The sequence below is a fragment of the Pseudomonas cimarronensis genome (assembly GCF_049331905.1).
In the GTDB taxonomy this organism is placed as follows: Bacteria; Pseudomonadota; Gammaproteobacteria; order Pseudomonadales; family Pseudomonadaceae; genus Aquipseudomonas.
The window spans coordinates 1,080,530-1,095,951 of the sequence record NZ_CP186283.1 but is presented as its reverse complement, the minus strand read 5'-3'; the positions used below and the strand labels follow the sequence as shown (position 1 = coordinate 1,095,951).

Genomic DNA, 15,422 nt, shown 5'->3' with positions numbered 1-15,422 from the left:
AACACCCTACGAACCCAGCAGCCACTCCAGCCCCATGGCCACATGCAGCTCGGTGCTGTCGAGTAACGGCAGTGGCGCATCCAGGCCATCGAGCAGCAAGCCGATCTCGGTGCAGCCGAGGATGGCCACCTCGGCGCCCTGCTCCTGCAGCGTGCGCAAGCAATCCAGATAAAACTCACGCGCCGGCGCTAGGAACTGACCCTGACACAGCTCGGCAAAGATCACCCGGTCGATTTCCGCCATCTGCGCTGCGTTCGGGGTGATTACTTCGATGGCAAAGCGCTCGGCCAGGCGCTGGCGGTAGAAGTCCTCCTGCATGGTAAAGCGCGTACCGAGCAGAGCCGCACGGCGCACACCCCGGCGCTGCAAAGCCTGCCCCACCGCATCGCCGATATGCAGCAGCGGTATCTGCACCGCCGCCTCAATGGCCGGCGCCACCTTGTGCATGGTGTTGGTGGCCAGCAGCAGGGCCGTTGCTCCCGCCCGCTCAAGCCCCTCAGCCGCCTGCGCCAACACATGCCCAGCCGCCTGCCAGTCGCCACACCGCTGCAGCTCGGCGATCTTGGCAAAATCCACGGAATGCAGCAGCAGCGGTGCCGAATGCAAACCACCGCGTCGCTCGCGCACGCCCTGGTTGAGCAAGCGGTAATAGCTGGCCGTCGACTCCCAACTCATGCCACCGAGAATACCTAGCTGGCGCATATGTCCTCCTGCCCACGAAAGGCTTGAGCCTAATCCGCCACCGATTAAGCGCACAGGCACAGTGCGCACTAGAGCGGCCGGTACAGCCTTATCTATTAAATCGAAAAGGCATATAAACCTTTCCAAACATTCTTAGACTCTCTAAGCAGCAACCCTTATCTTCTCCGCCTTGCGTGGCCGCCCGTCTGCATTGGCGCGCCCGATACCTCACACGAGATTCGACGCTAAGGATGTTCATGTTCTGGGATTCACTGCCCCTGCCACTGCTGTTTGTCGGCGCCCTGCTGATCTGGGTGCTGTATGCCTTTGTGCGGGAGAAGTGGAGCCCGGATATCGTCGCCGCCATCGCCGTGGCAGCGTTGTTGATTACCCAACTGCTGACGCCTGCAGAAGTTCTCAGCGTGCTGAGCAACTCGGCGCCGGTGACCATCGCCTGCATGTTCGTGCTCTCTGCCGCGCTGGAGCGCACCGGCTGCATCGACGCCCTGGGCAACTGGCTGGGTGACCTGGTCGGCACCAGCCCGATTCGCGTACTCACCGGACTGACCGTCACCGCCCTGGTGATTTCCGCCTGCCTGAACAATACCCCGGTGGTGGCCATTCTCACTCCGGTGGCCATCGCCCTGGCGCGCCGCGCCGGCACCTTGCCGTCGAAACTGCTGATTCCGCTGTCCTACGCCACCATCCTCGGCGGCACCCTGACCATGATCGGCACCTCGACCAATATTCTGGTCGACGGCGTGGCGCGCAAAGCCGGCCTGGAACCCTTCGGCATCTTCGAAATTACTGGCGCCGGCCTGATCATGGCCGCCTTCGGCATGGCCTACCTGCTGACCATCGGTCATCGCCTGTTGCCCAACCGCGAAACCCTATCCAAGCAGCTGCGCCCAAATCTCGAGCGCACCTTTATGACCGAGCTGCTGGTGCCGCAAGACTCACCGGTAATTGGCAAAACCCTGCACGAAGCCAACCTCAACGGTGGCAGCGGCCTGCAGGTGCTGAAAATCTTCCGTGATGAGCAGGAACTCACCGAGCCGGCCCACGACACCCTGCTGGTGGCGGGCGACCAACTGGTGCTGCATGGCCAGGTCAAGGACGTGGTGGAGCTGCGCGAAAGCGGCCACCTGATCTTCAACCGCAGCGATGCCTTTGAAACCATCAGCAGCCACGACGTGATCCTCGCCGAGGCCATCGTCGGGCGTAACTCGCGCTACAGCCACCGGCCGATGCGTGACCTCGACCTGACCGCGCGCTATGGCATCGCCGTGCTCGCCGTGCACCGTCAGGACGAGAACATCCAGGGCAACCTCGACGATTTCGAGCTGCAGTTTGGCGACGTAATGCTGGTGGAAGGCACGCCGACGCAGATCAAGCGTTTCGCCGACAACGGCGAGCTGATCAGCCTCAACGCCGTGCAGGAGCGCGCCTTCCGCCGCGACAAGGCGCCGATTGCGATCATCGCCACCCTGGCGGTGATGATCCTCGCCGCGTTCGGCGTGATGCCCATCGAAGGCCTGGCGATCATCGGCGCGGTGACCGTGCTGGCGACCCGCTGTCTGGATGTGGAAGACGCCTACAAGGCGGTGGACTGGAAGATTCTCAGCCTGATCTTCGGCATGCTGGCCATCAGCATCGCCATGGACAAGGTCGGCCTGGTCGGCCTGATGGTCAGCAATGTCATGGGGTTGATGCCCTGGGCTGGCCCACTGCTGATGCTGAGCTTTATCTACCTGTTCACCTCGATCCTCACCGAAGTGCTCTCGAACAACGCCGTGGCCGTGCTGGTCACGCCGATTGCCATCGGCATGGCCCAGCACCTGGGCGTCGACCCGCGTGCCTTTGTGGTCGCAGTGATGTTCGCCGCCAGCGCCAGCTTCGCCACGCCCATCGGCTATCAGACCAACACCTTCGTCTACAACGCCGGCGGTTATCGCTTTACCGATTTTATGAAGGTCGGCATCCCGCTCAACCTGCTGCTGTGGGTAGTGGCCAGCTTTGTCATCCCCTGGTTCTGGCCGCTGGTGCCGGTTTGACGGCATAAGCTGTAAACACATCGATCTAACCCAAGGCCCGTTTCATTGCTCCAACGCATTGACCGGGCCTTGCTGCTTTCTCCATGCTGCGCATCTTTCAATCTGCCCTGAAGGAACGCGCGCATGAAATTGGAAACCCTGGCCATCCACGCCGGCTACAGCCCCGACCCGACCACCAAGGCCGTGGCGGTGCCGATCTACCAGACCAGCTCCTTTGCCTTCGACGATACCCAGCACGGTGCCGACCTGTTCGACCTGAAAGTCGCCGGTAACATCTATTCGCGCATCATGAACCCGACCAACGCCGTGCTCGAAGAGCGCGTGGCGGCGCTGGAAGGTGGCGTCGGTGCGCTGGCCGTGGCCTCCGGCATGGCAGCCATCACCTACGCCATCCAGACTGTGGCCGAAGCCGGCGACAACATCGTCTCGGTGGCCAAGCTCTACGGCGGCACCTACAACCTGCTGGCCCATACCCTGCCGCGCTTCGGCATCCAGACCCGCTTCGCCGCCCACGACGACATCGCCGCCCTGGAAGCGCTGATCGACGACAGAACCAAAGCCGTGTTCTGCGAATCCATCGGCAACCCGGCCGGCAATATCGTCGATCTGGCGGCTCTGGCTGCGGCTGCGCACCGCCATGGCGTGCCGCTGATCGTCGACAACACCGTGGCCACGCCGATTCTCTGCCGCCCGTTCGAACACGGCGCGGACATCGTCGTGCATTCGCTAACCAAGTACATCGGCGGCCACGGCACCAGCATCGGCGGCATCGTGGTGGATTCCGGCAAATTCCCCTGGGCAGATAACAAAGCGCGCTTCCCGCTGCTCAACACGCCCGATCCGTCCTACCACGGCGTGACCTACACCGAGGCCTTCGGCCCGGCGGCCTTTATCGGCCGCTGCCGCGTGGTGCCGCTGCGCAACACCGGCGCGGCGCTGTCGCCGTTCAATGCCTTCCTGATTCTGCAAGGCCTGGAAACCCTGGCCCTGCGCATGGAGCGCCACTGCGAGAATGCGCTGAAGGTCGCCCAGTACCTGCAGAATCACCCGCAAGTGGCCTGGGTCAAATACGCCGGCCTGCCCGATCATCCCGAGCACGCCCTGGCACAGCGCTTCTGCGGCGGCAAGCCGGCGTCGATCCTGTCATTTGGCATTGTCGGCGGTCAGGAAGCCGGCGCGCGCTTTATCGATGCGCTCAAGCTGGTGGTGCGCCTGGTGAATATCGGCGATGCCAAATCCCTGGCCTGCCACCCGGCATCTACCACTCACCGCCAGTTGAATGACGAAGAGCTGGAGCGCGCCGGCGTGCCGCGCGACATGGTGCGTCTGTCGATCGGCATCGAGCACTGCGACGACATCCTCGCCGACCTGGCCCAGGCGCTGGAGGCTGCCGCGGGCTGATCACCCTTGATATCCGCGCAAGCGACTCCAGATAAGGGATAACCGCCTCTGGAGTCGCCCATGTCCAATCCCCTGCTGATCCCCTGCCCACAGTGCAACGGCCTTAACCGCATTCCCGCCGAGCGCCTGGGCGATAGACCGCGCTGTGGCCGCTGCAAGGCCGAAGTGCTGCCCAGCACACCCTTCGAACTGACCCAGGCCAACTTCGATGCGCAGAACAAGGGCGACCTGCCGCTGCTGATCGATGTGTGGGCCAGTTGGTGCGGGCCGTGCCGCAGCTTTGCGCCGATTTATGAGCAGGCCGCCGCGCAGCTGCAAGGCCGCTGCCGACTGAGCAAACTGGACAGCGAGGCCAACCCGCAACTGTCGGCAGAAATGGGCATTCGCTCGATTCCCACACTGATCCTGCTCAAAGGCGGTGTGGAAGTGGCCCGGCAGAGCGGTGCCCTGCCCTTGCCGCAGCTGCTTGGCTGGTTGCGCCAGCAGGGCATTTGAGCGAATCGGTCAATCCGTCCACGGCACCGCGGTCATTACCGCGCTCACGACCAACCTTTAGGCTGGCTGCACACCCATAACTGTGGAGCCAACCATGCCGCTGCCTCTTGAACTGGTGCGCCAGCTCACCGAAGAACAGATTGCCTTTGTCCAGCGCAGCGGGCTCAAGGCCGATGTGCTGGAAGTGGGTCATGTGCGTCTGCGCATGCCGCTGGCGGGTAACCAGAACCATATCGGCAGCATGTACGCCGGCGCGCTGTTCACCCTGGCGGAAATTCCTGGCGGGGCATTGTTTCTCACCAGCTTCGATACGCAGCGTTTCTACCCCGTCGTCAAGGAAATGAACCTGCGTTTTCGCCGCCCGGCCACCGGTGATATACAGGTCGAAGCGAGCCTGAGTGAGGCGCAAATCGAGCAGCTGCAAAAACAGGCAACAGAAGAGGGTAAAGCGGAGTACGTTTTAGAGTTGCAGCTGACCGACGACAGTGGTGAAGTAGTGGCTCAGAGTCGTGGCTTGTACCAATTACGCACGCGCTGACGCCTGACCTTGCCCTGGGTCAAAAGTCCAGCTATGACTCGAGGTCACAATAAATGTGCCGACATGCATCGGCAGGAGAACGCCGACCATGCCCAGTCACATCCTTATTGCCCACGACCTGCGCGACACGGCCGACATGGCCCTGTGCCGCGCCACCCAGTTGGCCATGCAGTTCAACGCCAAACTGACCATCCTGCATGTGCTTGATCCGAGCAAAAGCAGTCAGGAACATGAAGTGGCCAAACAGGCCCTGGATCGCAGCATCACCCAGTACGCTCCGCCCGGCAGCCAGTTGCTGATTCGCAGCGGCATCAAACCCTCGGAAGTGGTCCTGCAACAGCTCAGCGAGCTGGACTGCGACCTGCTGGTACTGGGCGGCCATCACCAGCGCCATGACTTCTTCTCCGGCACCAGCCTCGACCGCATTGCGCGCAACTGCCCGGTGCCGCTGCTGCTGGTGGCACGCAACGATTTCCGCCCATATGAGCGCGCCCTGGCCGCCATCGACTTCTCACTGTGCGCCTGCAGCGCCCTCGGCCAGGCCTATCGCCTGCTGCCGGAAACCGCCGACCTGCATGCCCTGCACGTATTCGAGCCGGACAAGGGCACGCCCAAGCAGGTCGAAGCGCAACTGGCGACACAGAAGGCGCTGATCAACCAGCTGCTCGAAGATGAAGCGCAGAACCTGCCGGAGAAAGGTCCGACCCTGAGCCACTCGGTGGAACAGGGCGGCATTCTGCGTTGCCTGCAAGCGCGCCTGAAAAGCCACAATATCGAACTGCTGGTACTCGGTAGCCATGGCCGCAGCGCACTGTCGCAGGCATTGCTCGGCAGCCTGGCGCAACACTTCCTACATAAGGCGCCCTGCGACATTTACGTCGTTCGCTGACGATCTGCTGCGCGTCGGCCCTGCTGCGTTGAAAACAGGTTCGGAATGCTCATGTACAAAAGTACACTCCGCTTCCTCACCTGCTTGACCAGCCGGAGGCTGTTACTAACGTAGCGCCTTGCATGGCTCTAGCTCGCGAGATCTTCAATAGGCTCTGAACCAACCAATAAAAAAGCTGCCTAGGCAGCTTTTTTAATTACAGCCAACGCTCAATTGGCGTTAAGCAGGTCGTGCAGCTCGACAAATTGCTGGGTCAGCTTGTGGTTGCGATCCAGATGGATCAGCGGCGTGCAGGCCTGGTGCGACTCGCGCATCTTCACCGAACTCATCAGGTTGACCGGCAGCACCGGCAGGCCCTCGGCGATCAGCTCATCGAGCAGTTGCTGCGGCAGGCTGGCACGCGGCTGGAACTGATTGACCACAATGCCTTCAACTTCCAGGCCTTCGTTGTGGTCTTCCTTGAGCTCTTCGATTTCGCGCAGCAAGCCGTACAGCGCTTGACGCGAGAAGCTGTCGCAGTCAAAGGGAATCAGCACGCGGTCGGCCGCAATCAGGGCCGACACGGTGTAGAAGTTCAAAGCCGGCGGGGTATCCAGGTAGATACGCTCGTAGTCTTCGCTGAGGTCTTCGAGCAGTTTGCGCAGCTTGTTGATCTTGTGCTTCTGCTCCAGTTTGGGCTGCAGATCGGCCAGCTCGGCGGTGGCGGTAACCACATGCAGGTTGTCGAACGGCGTTTCGTAGATATCCACGCTGCCTTTCTTGCCGAACGGCGCGGACGACAGCGTGCCCTTGAAGAACTCGGCGATGCCCATGGGGATTTCCTCGCCGGTCAGGCCGGTAAGGTAATGGGTCGAGTTGGCCTGGGCATCCAGGTCGATCAACAGGGTGCGATAGCCCTGCGAGGCACTCACCGCGGCCAGGTTGCAGGCGATGCTGGACTTACCCACACCGCCCTTCTGATTGAAGATCACGCGCCGCATGAAACACCTCCCTGACCCGCATTAACCCCGAAATGGTCCCGAATTCTATGCAAACTACGTGACAAGGGCGAGATTTTCGGCACTTGACCTGTCGCCGATGGTCAGAACCCGGCGCCATGGATTTGCGCACGGCCCGCGCGGTCTGGATAATGCCAGCACTTCGCCACACCTGCTGCCAAGCCCCACGCTGGTTGCGGCTGGCTGTAGCCGACATGGACGCGCAGCGCGTGACACACTTCAGGATCGAACAATGGCGTGCCTGGGCCCCTGGCCTGGACAGCACGGCTGACTGGTGCGCCTGGCATCAGGCTCCGCTGTGCCTGACGGATGCCGGCGAACAGCCGGATGTCAGCGCCCTGCCCGCCATGCAACGCCGGCGGCTGAGCCGCCTGGCACGTATGGCTTTTCACGTCGCCTGGCCGCTGGCCGAAGCGCACCCGCAACTGCCCATGGTGTTTGCCAGCCGGCATGGCGAAACCCCGCGCACCCTGACCATTCTCAGCGACCTGGCGCACGACGAGCCGCTGTCGCCGACCCAGTTCAGCCTCTCGGTGCACAACGCGATCATCGGTCTGTGGTCGATCCAGCGCGGCGATCACAGCGAAATGACCGCCATTGCCGGTGCCGGCGATGGCCTGGAAAACGCCGTACTGGAAGCCTGCGGCATGCTCCACGACGGCGCACCGGCAGTGCTGCTGGTGATTGCCGAAGAAACCCCGCCCGCGCTGTACGCGCCGTTTATCGATGACGTGCCGTTTCCCTATGCGGTTGGCCTGCTGCTGACCCCGGGCGAAGACTGGCAGCTGCAGCTAAGCCGGGGCGACGGCGTCCGCAGCGAATGGCCGCACGCGCTCAACCTGGTACGCGCCCTGTGCAGCGACCAGACCACCCTGCAACATTACTGGAAGAACCGCCAATGGACCTGGTCTCGCAACAAGGTCTGAGTCGGTACAGCGCGCCCTATTGGTGGCGGCTGATCGCTACGGCCCTGAGTTTTAGCCTGTTCGGCATCGGCGGGGTGCTGCTGCGCGTACTGATTTTCCCGCTGCTGGCCCTGCTGCCGGGCGATAGCCTGGCCCGGCGTACCCGCGCGCGCGCCGTGGTGAGCAAGACCTTCTACCTGTTTGTACGTTTTATGTACCGCAGCGGCGTGCTGACCTACGAAGTCGAAGGCATCGAGCGTCTCGGCCAGCCAGGCCAGATGGTGATTGCCAATCACCCGTCACTGATCGACGTGGTGGTGCTGATCGCCTTTATTCGTGACGCCAACTGCGTGGTCAAACAGAGCCTGTGGGACAACCCGAGCATGCGCGGACCGATCCGCGCCGCCGGTTACATCAGCAACAGCGGCAGCATGGACATGCTCGACGAAGCAGCCGGCGCCCTGCAGAGTGGCCAGACCCTGGTGATTTTCCCGGAAGGCACGCGCACCACGCCGGGCCAGCACCCGGAATTTCACCGTGGCGCAGCGGCCATTGCCCTGCGCGGCGCACGCGTTGTCACCCCGGTGGTAATCAGCGTCACGCCCACCACCCTGACCAAGGCCGAGCCCTGGTACAGCATTCCGTCGCGCCGTTTTCACTTCCGCCTGCGGGTAGGCGAGGATATTGACCCACAACAGTTCAATGCACTGGGGCCAGCGCCGATTGCGTCCCGCAAACTCAATGATGTACTGCACCAACACTTTATTAAGGAGCTCGCCGAAGATGAGCGATTTGCAGCTGGAAATTAAAAACCTGATCATCGACGCCCTCGGCCTCGAAGACATGGCCGCAGAAGATATCGCCGCCGACCTGACCCTGTTCGGCGAAGGCCTGGGCCTGGATTCGGTGGATGCATTGGAGCTCGGCCTGGCCATCCAGAAACGTTTCGGTATCAAGATCGACGCCGAAGCCAAAGACACCCGCAAGCACTTTGCCAACGTAGCCAGCCTGGCGGCATTCGTGTCATCGCAACAAACCGCCTGAGGAAGCCGCCGATGCAAACCCGTGAAGAAATTTTCGACACCCTGCGCGACGCGCTGGTCGAGCTGTTCGAGCTGGAGCCCGAGCGTATTACGCCCGAGGCCAACCTTTATCAGGACCTTGAGATCGATAGCATTGATGCGGTTGACCTGATCGACCATATCAAGCGCCAGACCGGTAAAAAGCTTGCGGCCGAAGAGTTCAAGGCGGTACGCACCGTTGGCGATGTGGTCGAGGCGGTGCTGCAACTGGTCAACGCCCCAGCCAGCGAATAATGAGTCGCCTATTTGGCCTGCTCCTGCTGCTGGCCGGGCTGCTCTACCCCTTTGCCGTGTATTACGGCATGGAGCACCTCTCGCCACAGCTGTTCGCCGTCTGCCTCGGCGGCCTTTGGCTGGCCCGGGCGCTGACGCAATGGGGCAAGCCCGGCAACCGCTGGATGACCGCCATGGCCCTGAGCTTCTGCCTGCTGCTCGGCCTGGCCGGTGAGCCGGCACTGCTGCGCTGGTACCCGGTGTTGCTCAACGGCCTGTTGCTGGCGCTGTTCGGCCTCAGCCTGAAGTTCGGCCCGCCGCTGATCGAGCGCCTGGCGCGCCTGAGTGAACCGCAGCTGCCGGAAGTGGCCGTGCGCTACACGCGCACCGTGACGCAGGTCTGGGCTGCTTTTTTTCTGCTCAACGGCCTGGTGGTGGTGGCGCTGAACTTCTGGGCACCGCTGAGCTGGTGGACCCTGTATACCGGGCTGATCGCCTACGGCCTGATGGGCCTGCTGTTTGCCGGTGAGTGGCTGGTGCGCCAGCACGTAAGGAGACATGAATGAACTGGCTGCCCCTCGAGCACCTGCTCGACGAAGCCCACAGCGGTCGCCCGGCAACCCCGGATATGGACCAGCCAGCGCTGCGCCAGCACGCTCTGCGCCTGGCCGCTGAGCTGCAAGCGCGTGGCGTGCAGCGCCTGGCCCTGTATCTGGACGACGCCGGCGAGCTGGCGATTGCCCTGCTCGCCGCCTGGCGCGCCGGAATTGCCGTGCTGTTGCCGGCCGATGCCCAGCCGCAAACCCGCCAGCGCATGGCAAGCCAGTGCGACCTGTGGCTGGACAACCTGGATGACCTGCTTAATCCAGAAAGTGCCGCATTGCCGCCAGCCACGCTGGATCTCGACCAATGCAGGTTGACCCTGTGCACCTCCGGCTCCAGCGGTGAAGCCAAACTGATTGATAAATCCCTGCGCCAACTGGCCAATGAAGTCGAGGCACTGGAACAGCTGTGGGGCAAAAACCTTGGCGACGCGACCATCCTCGGCAGCGTCGCCACTCAGCATATCTACGGCCTGCTGTTTCGCGTGTTGTGGCCACTTTGCGCCGGCCGCGTATTCCTGCGCCGCGCCCAGCCGTTCCCCGAAGATTTGCAGCGCGAAAGCCTGGCAACCGGCACGGCTTTCGCCTGGGTGGCCAGCCCGGCATTGTTGAAACGTATGGGCGACAACCTGGACTGGGAAGCCCTGAGTGCGGTGCGCCAGGTGTTTTCCTCCGGCGGCGCGCTGCCAGCCGAAACCGCTACCGAGTTGCACACGCTGCTTGGCCAATGGCCAACGGAAATCTACGGCAGCTCGGAAACCGGCGGCATTGCCTGGCGTCAGGGCGGCGAACTGTGGACGCCGTTTGCCGGCATCGAATTGGGACAAAACGCCGAAGGTGCGCTGCACCTGACCTCACCGTATCTGCCGGCCGGGCACCGCGAGCAGACTGCCGATGCAGTGGAACTGCAGGCCGATGGCCGCTTTGCCCTGCGTGGCCGCCTGGACCGGATTATCAAACTGGAAGAAAAACGCATTTCCCTGCCCATGCTCGAACAGGCGCTGAGCAGCCATGAATGGCTCAGCGATGCACGCCTGGGTGTGGTGCAGGAAGGCCGTGCCTACCTCGGCGCCCTGGTTGCCCTGAGCCCGGCCGGCTTGCACGCCCTGCGCAATCAGGGCCGCAAGACTGTTACTGAAACCCTGCGTCGTCATCTGGCCGGCCATTGCGAAGCCATCGCCCTGCCCCGCCGCTGGCGTCTGCTGGCGCAGCTGCCCTACACCAGCCAGGGCAAACTGCCCCAGGCCACCGTCGAAGCCATGCTGGCAGCGCCACGACCGACCCAGGTCGAACCCAACTCGGCCGTCGAGCAGGACGGCGAATGGCAGTTGGAACTGGATGTACCGCTGGACCTGGCGCATTTCAGCGGGCACTTCCCGCAGACCCCGGTGCTGCCCGGCGTGGTGCAGATCGACTGGGCGCAGCAACTGGCGCGCCAGCTGATCAAGGACCTGCCGCCACGCTTCAGCGGCATGGAAGTGTTGAAATTCCAGCAGTTGGTGCGCCCCGGAGACCGTCTGCAACTGAGCCTGCGTTTCGACGCCGCGCGCGGCAAGCTCTACTTCGCCTTCCGCAATGGCGAGGCCGCCTGCTCCTCCGGGCGGATTCTGCTGGGAGCCGCCCGTGTCTAAACACACCCCGGAAAGCGTTGGCGAGGCAGTCAGCGCAAGGCAAGAGCAGGCGAAGAAGCGGAGTTTACAAGCGCTAAATGAGCATTCTGAGCCTGCTCTTAACGCAGCGATGGCAACGCAGGTAGCTTTCCATAAGCCCTGCGCGGTGATCCCGGTCTACAACCACGAACACGCCCTACCCGTGGTGGTCGCCGCGCTGCATGCGGCCGGCCTGCCCTGCGTGCTGGTCGATGACGCATCCAGCAGCAGCTGCGCAGCGGTGATGGATCAGTTGGCCGCACAACCCGACACCTACCTCGTGCGTCTGCCGGTCAACCAGGGCAAGGGCGGCGCGGTGATGTCCGGGCTGCGTGAAGCCGCGCGCCTGGGCTTCAGCCATGCGCTGCAGGTAGACGCCGATGGCCAGCACGACCTCAGCGATCTGCCGCGCTTTATCGATGCCTCGCAAGCCGCACCGCACGCGCTGATCTGCGGCTACCCGCAATACGACGAGAGCGTGCCGAAAGGCCGCCTCTATGCGCGCTACCTGACCCATGTATGGGTGTGGATCAACACCCTGTCGCTGAGTATCCGCGACTCCATGTGCGGCTTTCGCGTATACCCGCTGCCGGCCACTTTGGCGCTGATCGACGCGGTAAGCCTCGGCAAGCGCATGGATTTCGACACCGAGGTGCTGGTGCGCCTGGCCTGGCGCAATCAGCCGATGCACTGGCTGCCAACCAAGGTGCATTACCCGCTGGACGGCCTATCGCACTTTCGCCTGTGGCTCGACAATGCGCTGATTTCCAAGATGCACGCCAAGCTGTTCTTCGGCATGTTAATGCGCGCCCCACTGATTCTCTGGCACAGGTGGCGGGCATGAGTGATCAACGCCATTGGGCCAGCCAGCGCGAGCGTGGCAGTTTTATCCTGATGAAATTCACCGCCTGGCTGGCGCGTGTGTTGGGCCGTCGCCTGATCAGCCCGCTGCTGTATCTGATCGTGCTGTATTTCTACCTGTTCGGCGCCAAGGCGCGGCGTAGCATCCACCACTACCAGAGCAACCTGGCGACCTGGAGCGGGCGCGCCGAGCTGAAGCCGACCCGGCTTTCGGTCTTCCGCCAATTTATGAACTTCGCCGACACCCTGCTCGACAAACTCGACGTCTGGAGTGGCCGCCTCGGCCTGGAGCAGGTCGACCTGATCGACCCCGACGACCTCTGCGGCCAACTGCAACGGCAGAACCGCGGGCAGATTCTGGTGGCCGCGCATCTGGGTAACCTGGAAGTCTGCCGCGCCCTGGCCGAAGTCGGCGCGCAGGTGCAGATGAACGTGCTGCTGCACACCAAACATGCCGAACAGTTCAACCGTCTGCTGGCCGACGCCGGGGCCAGTCATATGCGCCTGATCCAGGTCAGCGAACTGGACGCGGCGATCATGCTGCAATTATCCGAGCGCCTGGAACGTGGCGAATGGCTGGCGATTGCCGGCGACCGCGTACCGCTCAAGGGCAGCCGCAAGGTCAGCGTGGATTTTCTTGGCCAGCCGGCGGACTTCCCGCAAGGCCCCTGGCTGCTGGCCGGGCTGCTGCAATGCCCGGTCAACCTGATGAGCTGCCTGAAAATCGATGGCCGCTACCAGGTGATCCTCGAACCTTTTATCGAGCGCCTGCCGTGGAAGCGCAGCGAGCGCGATGCAACGATCCGTCAATGCACCCAGCGTTATGCCGACCGCCTGGCCCAGCGCTGCCTGAGTGCGCCCCTGCAATGGTTCAATTTCTACCCGTTCTGGAATGAAGATGACGACACATCAGCCTGATCCCATCGTGTTTGGCGAACAGCCCCTGCGCATCGAGCAGGTAGTCGCCCTGGCCAGCCGCAGCGCCCCGGCACAGCTGCAAAGCGATGCCGCCTACCGCGAAAAAATCGCCAAAGGCGCACGTTTTCTCGACAGCCTGCTGGACAAGGAAGGGGTGATCTACGGCGTCACCACCGGCTACGGCGACTCCTGCGTGGTGGCCGTGCCGCTGCATCAGGTCGAGGCGCTGCCGCGTCATCTATACACCTTCCACGGCTGCGGTCTGGGCAAGCTGCTGGATGAAGCCAGCACCCGCGCCGTGCTCGCCGCACGCTTGCAGTCGCTGTGCCACGGGGTTTCCGGGGTACGTGTGGAGCTGCTCGAGCGCCTGCAGGCGTTTCTCGAATACGACGTGTTGCCGCTGATCCCGGAAGAAGGCTCGGTCGGTGCCAGTGGCGACCTCACGCCGCTGTCCTACGTTGCCGCCACCCTGTCCGGTGAGCGTGAAGTGCTGTTCAACGGCGAACGCCGCAACGCCATCGACGTGCACAACGAGCTGGGCTGGACGCCGCTGGTGCTGCGCCCGAAAGAAGCCCTGGCGCTGATGAATGGCACTGCGGTGATGACCGCCCTGGCCTGCCAGGCGTTCTCCCGCGCCGATTACCTGCTCAAGCTAGCCACGCGCATCACCGCACTCAATGTGGTGGCGCTGGAAGGCAACCCGGAGCACTTCGACGAGCGCCTGTTCGCCGCCAAACCGCACCCGGGTCAGATGCAAGTTGCCGCCTGGCTGCGCCAGGACCTGGCCATCGACGCACCCACCGCGCCGCTGCACCGCCTGCAGGATCGCTACTCGCTGCGCTGCGCACCGCATGTGCTGGGCGTGCTGGCCGACAGCCTGGGCCTGCTGCGCCAGTTCATCGAAACCGAACTGAACAGCGCCAATGACAACCCGCTGATCGACGCCGAAGAAGAGCGCGTGCTGCACGGCGGGCACTTCTACGGCGGGCATATCGCCTTCGCTATGGACAGCCTGAAGAACCTGGTGGGCAACGTCGCCGACCTGCTCGACCGCCAGCTCGCCCTGCTGGTCGACACCCGCTACAACCACGGCCTGCCGAGCAACCTGTCTGGCGCGCCGAGCGTCAGCGCGATGATCAACCACGGCTTCAAGGCCGTGCAGATCGGTACCAGCGCCTGGACCGCCGAAGCGCTGAAAAACACCATGCCCGCCAGCGTGTTCTCGCGTTCCACCGAATGCCACAACCAGGACAAGGTGAGCATGGGCACCATCGCCGCCCGCGACGCCCTGCGCAGCCTGGAGCTGACCGAACAGGTGGCCGCCGCCACGCTGCTGGCCGCCAACCAGGGCGTGTGGCTGCGCCAGCGCGACGGCAAGAGCGATATCCCTGCGCCGGTCGCCGCCATGCGCGAGCAACTGGCCGTGGACTTCCACCCGGTGATCGAAGACCGCGCCCTGGAAGCCGAGCTGCGTCTGTGCCTGACTCGCATCCGCGAACAGCACTGGAGTCTTTATGCGTAGCAAAGGTGTATTGCAGGCGGAAATCGAGCTGCAGGTGCCGTTCTTCGACGTCGACATGATGGAAGTGGTCTGGCACGGCCACTACGTCAAATACTTCGAACAAGCGCGCTGCGCCCTGCTCGACAAGCTCGGCCACAACTACGTGCAGATGCGCGACGCCGGCTACGCCTGGCCGGTGATCGACCTGCAACTGCGCTATATCCGTGGTGCGCAGTTCGGTCAGAAGATCACCGTGCGCGCCGATCTGGTGGAGTGGGAAAATCGCCTGAAGATCAACTATCTGATCAGCGATGCCGCCACCGGTGAACGTATGACCCGTGGCAGCAGCGTGCAGGTGGCGGTGGAAATCGCCACCCGCGAAATGCAGTTCGTGTCGCCCAAGGTATTGGTTGAGGCGGTTGAGAAGGTGTTGGCGTGAAAAGCCTTTTGGCCGGATTAAGCCGCGCGCTCAACCCCGTAGGTTGGGTTGAGCTTTGCGATACCCAACGCTGTGTTTTGGGAGCGGTGTTTGCTAACCGGTTTCGTCCTGTCGGACGAGTTACTTTCTCTTTGCGCGCGCAAAGAGAAAGTAACCAAAGAGAAAGCGCGCCCCGCATACGGCCCTGGCTGCGCCA

The 15,422-nt window shown here is 63.0% G+C and carries 17 protein-coding genes; 15 read left to right on the top strand and 2 right to left on the bottom strand.

What is annotated here, in order from left to right; all coding sequences use genetic code 11:
• Nucleotides 1–6: 6 nt before the first annotated feature.
• A complete protein-coding gene (locus ACOCLD_RS05160; RefSeq protein WP_422911101.1) occupies nucleotides 7–702 on the bottom strand; it encodes an aspartate/glutamate racemase family protein in 696 nt (231 codons plus the stop codon).
• 236 nt (nucleotides 703–938) lie between these two features.
• On the opposite strand from ACOCLD_RS05160, the gene ACOCLD_RS05155 reads away from it, so the two are divergent.
• The 5 genes from ACOCLD_RS05155 (at nucleotide 939) to ACOCLD_RS05135 (ending at nucleotide 6,058) form a co-directional block, all read left to right on the top strand.
• Nucleotides 939–2,735 carry an SLC13 family permease gene (locus ACOCLD_RS05155; RefSeq protein WP_422911100.1) on the top strand — a complete coding sequence of 599 codons (1,797 nt, stop codon included), beginning with the start codon at nucleotides 939–941 and terminating at the stop codon, nucleotides 2,733–2,735.
• 123 nt (nucleotides 2,736–2,858) lie between these two features.
• The gene (locus ACOCLD_RS05150) at nucleotides 2,859–4,136 is read left to right on the top strand and encodes a bifunctional O-acetylhomoserine aminocarboxypropyltransferase/cysteine synthase (RefSeq protein WP_422911099.1); all 1,278 of its coding nucleotides are present in this window, start codon (nucleotides 2,859–2,861) and stop codon (nucleotides 4,134–4,136) included.
• Between the two features lie 60 nt (nucleotides 4,137–4,196).
• A complete protein-coding gene (gene trxC, locus ACOCLD_RS05145; RefSeq protein ID WP_422911098.1) occupies nucleotides 4,197–4,631 on the top strand; it encodes a thioredoxin TrxC in 435 nt (144 codons plus the stop codon).
• Between the two features lie 94 nt (nucleotides 4,632–4,725).
• Nucleotides 4,726–5,169, top strand: coding sequence for a PaaI family thioesterase (locus tag ACOCLD_RS05140; protein ID WP_422911097.1), 444 nt, complete (start codon nucleotides 4,726–4,728; stop codon nucleotides 5,167–5,169).
• 88 nt (nucleotides 5,170–5,257) lie between these two features.
• Complete coding sequence (locus tag ACOCLD_RS05135; protein ID WP_422911096.1) at nucleotides 5,258–6,058, top strand: universal stress protein; 801 nt, start codon at nucleotides 5,258–5,260, stop codon at nucleotides 6,056–6,058.
• A 209-nt stretch (nucleotides 6,059–6,267) separates the two neighbouring features.
• Here the strand turns inward: ACOCLD_RS05135 and ACOCLD_RS05130 are convergent, their stop codons facing one another.
• Nucleotides 6,268–7,038 (bottom strand): ParA family protein, encoded by a 771-nt coding sequence (locus ACOCLD_RS05130; protein ID WP_422911095.1) that lies wholly within the window; start codon nucleotides 7,036–7,038, stop codon nucleotides 6,268–6,270.
• 212 nt (nucleotides 7,039–7,250) lie between these two features.
• On the opposite strand from ACOCLD_RS05130, the gene ACOCLD_RS05125 reads away from it, so the two are divergent.
• The 10 genes from ACOCLD_RS05125 to ACOCLD_RS05080 all read left to right on the top strand — a co-directional run bounded on the left by ACOCLD_RS05125 (nucleotide 7,251) and on the right by ACOCLD_RS05080 (nucleotide 15,226).
• Nucleotides 7,251–7,982 carry a beta-ketoacyl synthase chain length factor gene (locus tag ACOCLD_RS05125; RefSeq protein ID WP_422911761.1) on the top strand — a complete coding sequence of 244 codons (732 nt, stop codon included), beginning with the start codon at nucleotides 7,251–7,253 and terminating at the stop codon, nucleotides 7,980–7,982.
• The gene (locus tag ACOCLD_RS05120) at nucleotides 7,955–8,770 is read left to right on the top strand and encodes a lysophospholipid acyltransferase family protein (protein WP_257776851.1); all 816 of its coding nucleotides are present in this window, start codon (nucleotides 7,955–7,957) and stop codon (nucleotides 8,768–8,770) included. Before ACOCLD_RS05125 ends, ACOCLD_RS05120 begins: the two co-directional genes overlap by 28 nt.
• Entirely contained in the window at nucleotides 8,745–9,005 is a 261-nt protein-coding gene (locus ACOCLD_RS05115) for a phosphopantetheine-binding protein (RefSeq protein WP_090249897.1), read from the top strand. The genes ACOCLD_RS05120 and ACOCLD_RS05115 overlap by 26 nt, the downstream gene beginning before the upstream one ends.
• 11 nt (nucleotides 9,006–9,016) lie before the next feature.
• Nucleotides 9,017–9,277, top strand: a complete 261-nt coding sequence (locus ACOCLD_RS05110) for an acyl carrier protein (protein ID WP_233683478.1) — start codon at nucleotides 9,017–9,019, stop codon at nucleotides 9,275–9,277.
• Nucleotides 9,277–9,822, top strand: coding sequence for a hypothetical protein (locus ACOCLD_RS05105; RefSeq protein WP_233683477.1), 546 nt, complete (start codon nucleotides 9,277–9,279; stop codon nucleotides 9,820–9,822). The genes ACOCLD_RS05110 and ACOCLD_RS05105 overlap by 1 nt, the downstream gene beginning before the upstream one ends.
• Nucleotides 9,819–11,489: an AMP-binding protein gene (locus tag ACOCLD_RS05100; protein ID WP_422911094.1), complete on the top strand. Its 1,671-nt coding sequence runs from the start codon at nucleotides 9,819–9,821 to the stop codon at nucleotides 11,487–11,489. The genes ACOCLD_RS05105 and ACOCLD_RS05100 overlap by 4 nt, the downstream gene beginning before the upstream one ends.
• A 109-nt stretch (nucleotides 11,490–11,598) precedes the next feature.
• Complete coding sequence (locus ACOCLD_RS05095) at nucleotides 11,599–12,351, top strand: glycosyltransferase family 2 protein (protein WP_422911093.1); 753 nt, start codon at nucleotides 11,599–11,601, stop codon at nucleotides 12,349–12,351.
• Nucleotides 12,348–13,286 carry a glycosyl transferase gene (locus tag ACOCLD_RS05090; protein ID WP_422911092.1) on the top strand — a complete coding sequence of 313 codons (939 nt, stop codon included), beginning with the start codon at nucleotides 12,348–12,350 and terminating at the stop codon, nucleotides 13,284–13,286. The genes ACOCLD_RS05095 and ACOCLD_RS05090 overlap by 4 nt, the downstream gene beginning before the upstream one ends.
• Complete coding sequence (locus ACOCLD_RS05085; protein WP_422911091.1) at nucleotides 13,267–14,808, top strand: HAL/PAL/TAL family ammonia-lyase; 1,542 nt, start codon at nucleotides 13,267–13,269, stop codon at nucleotides 14,806–14,808. The genes ACOCLD_RS05090 and ACOCLD_RS05085 overlap by 20 nt, the downstream gene beginning before the upstream one ends.
• Nucleotides 14,801–15,226: an acyl-CoA thioesterase gene (locus ACOCLD_RS05080; RefSeq protein WP_422911090.1), complete on the top strand. Its 426-nt coding sequence runs from the start codon at nucleotides 14,801–14,803 to the stop codon at nucleotides 15,224–15,226. Before ACOCLD_RS05085 ends, ACOCLD_RS05080 begins: the two co-directional genes overlap by 8 nt.
• The last annotated feature ends 196 nt before the right edge of the window (nucleotides 15,227–15,422 follow it).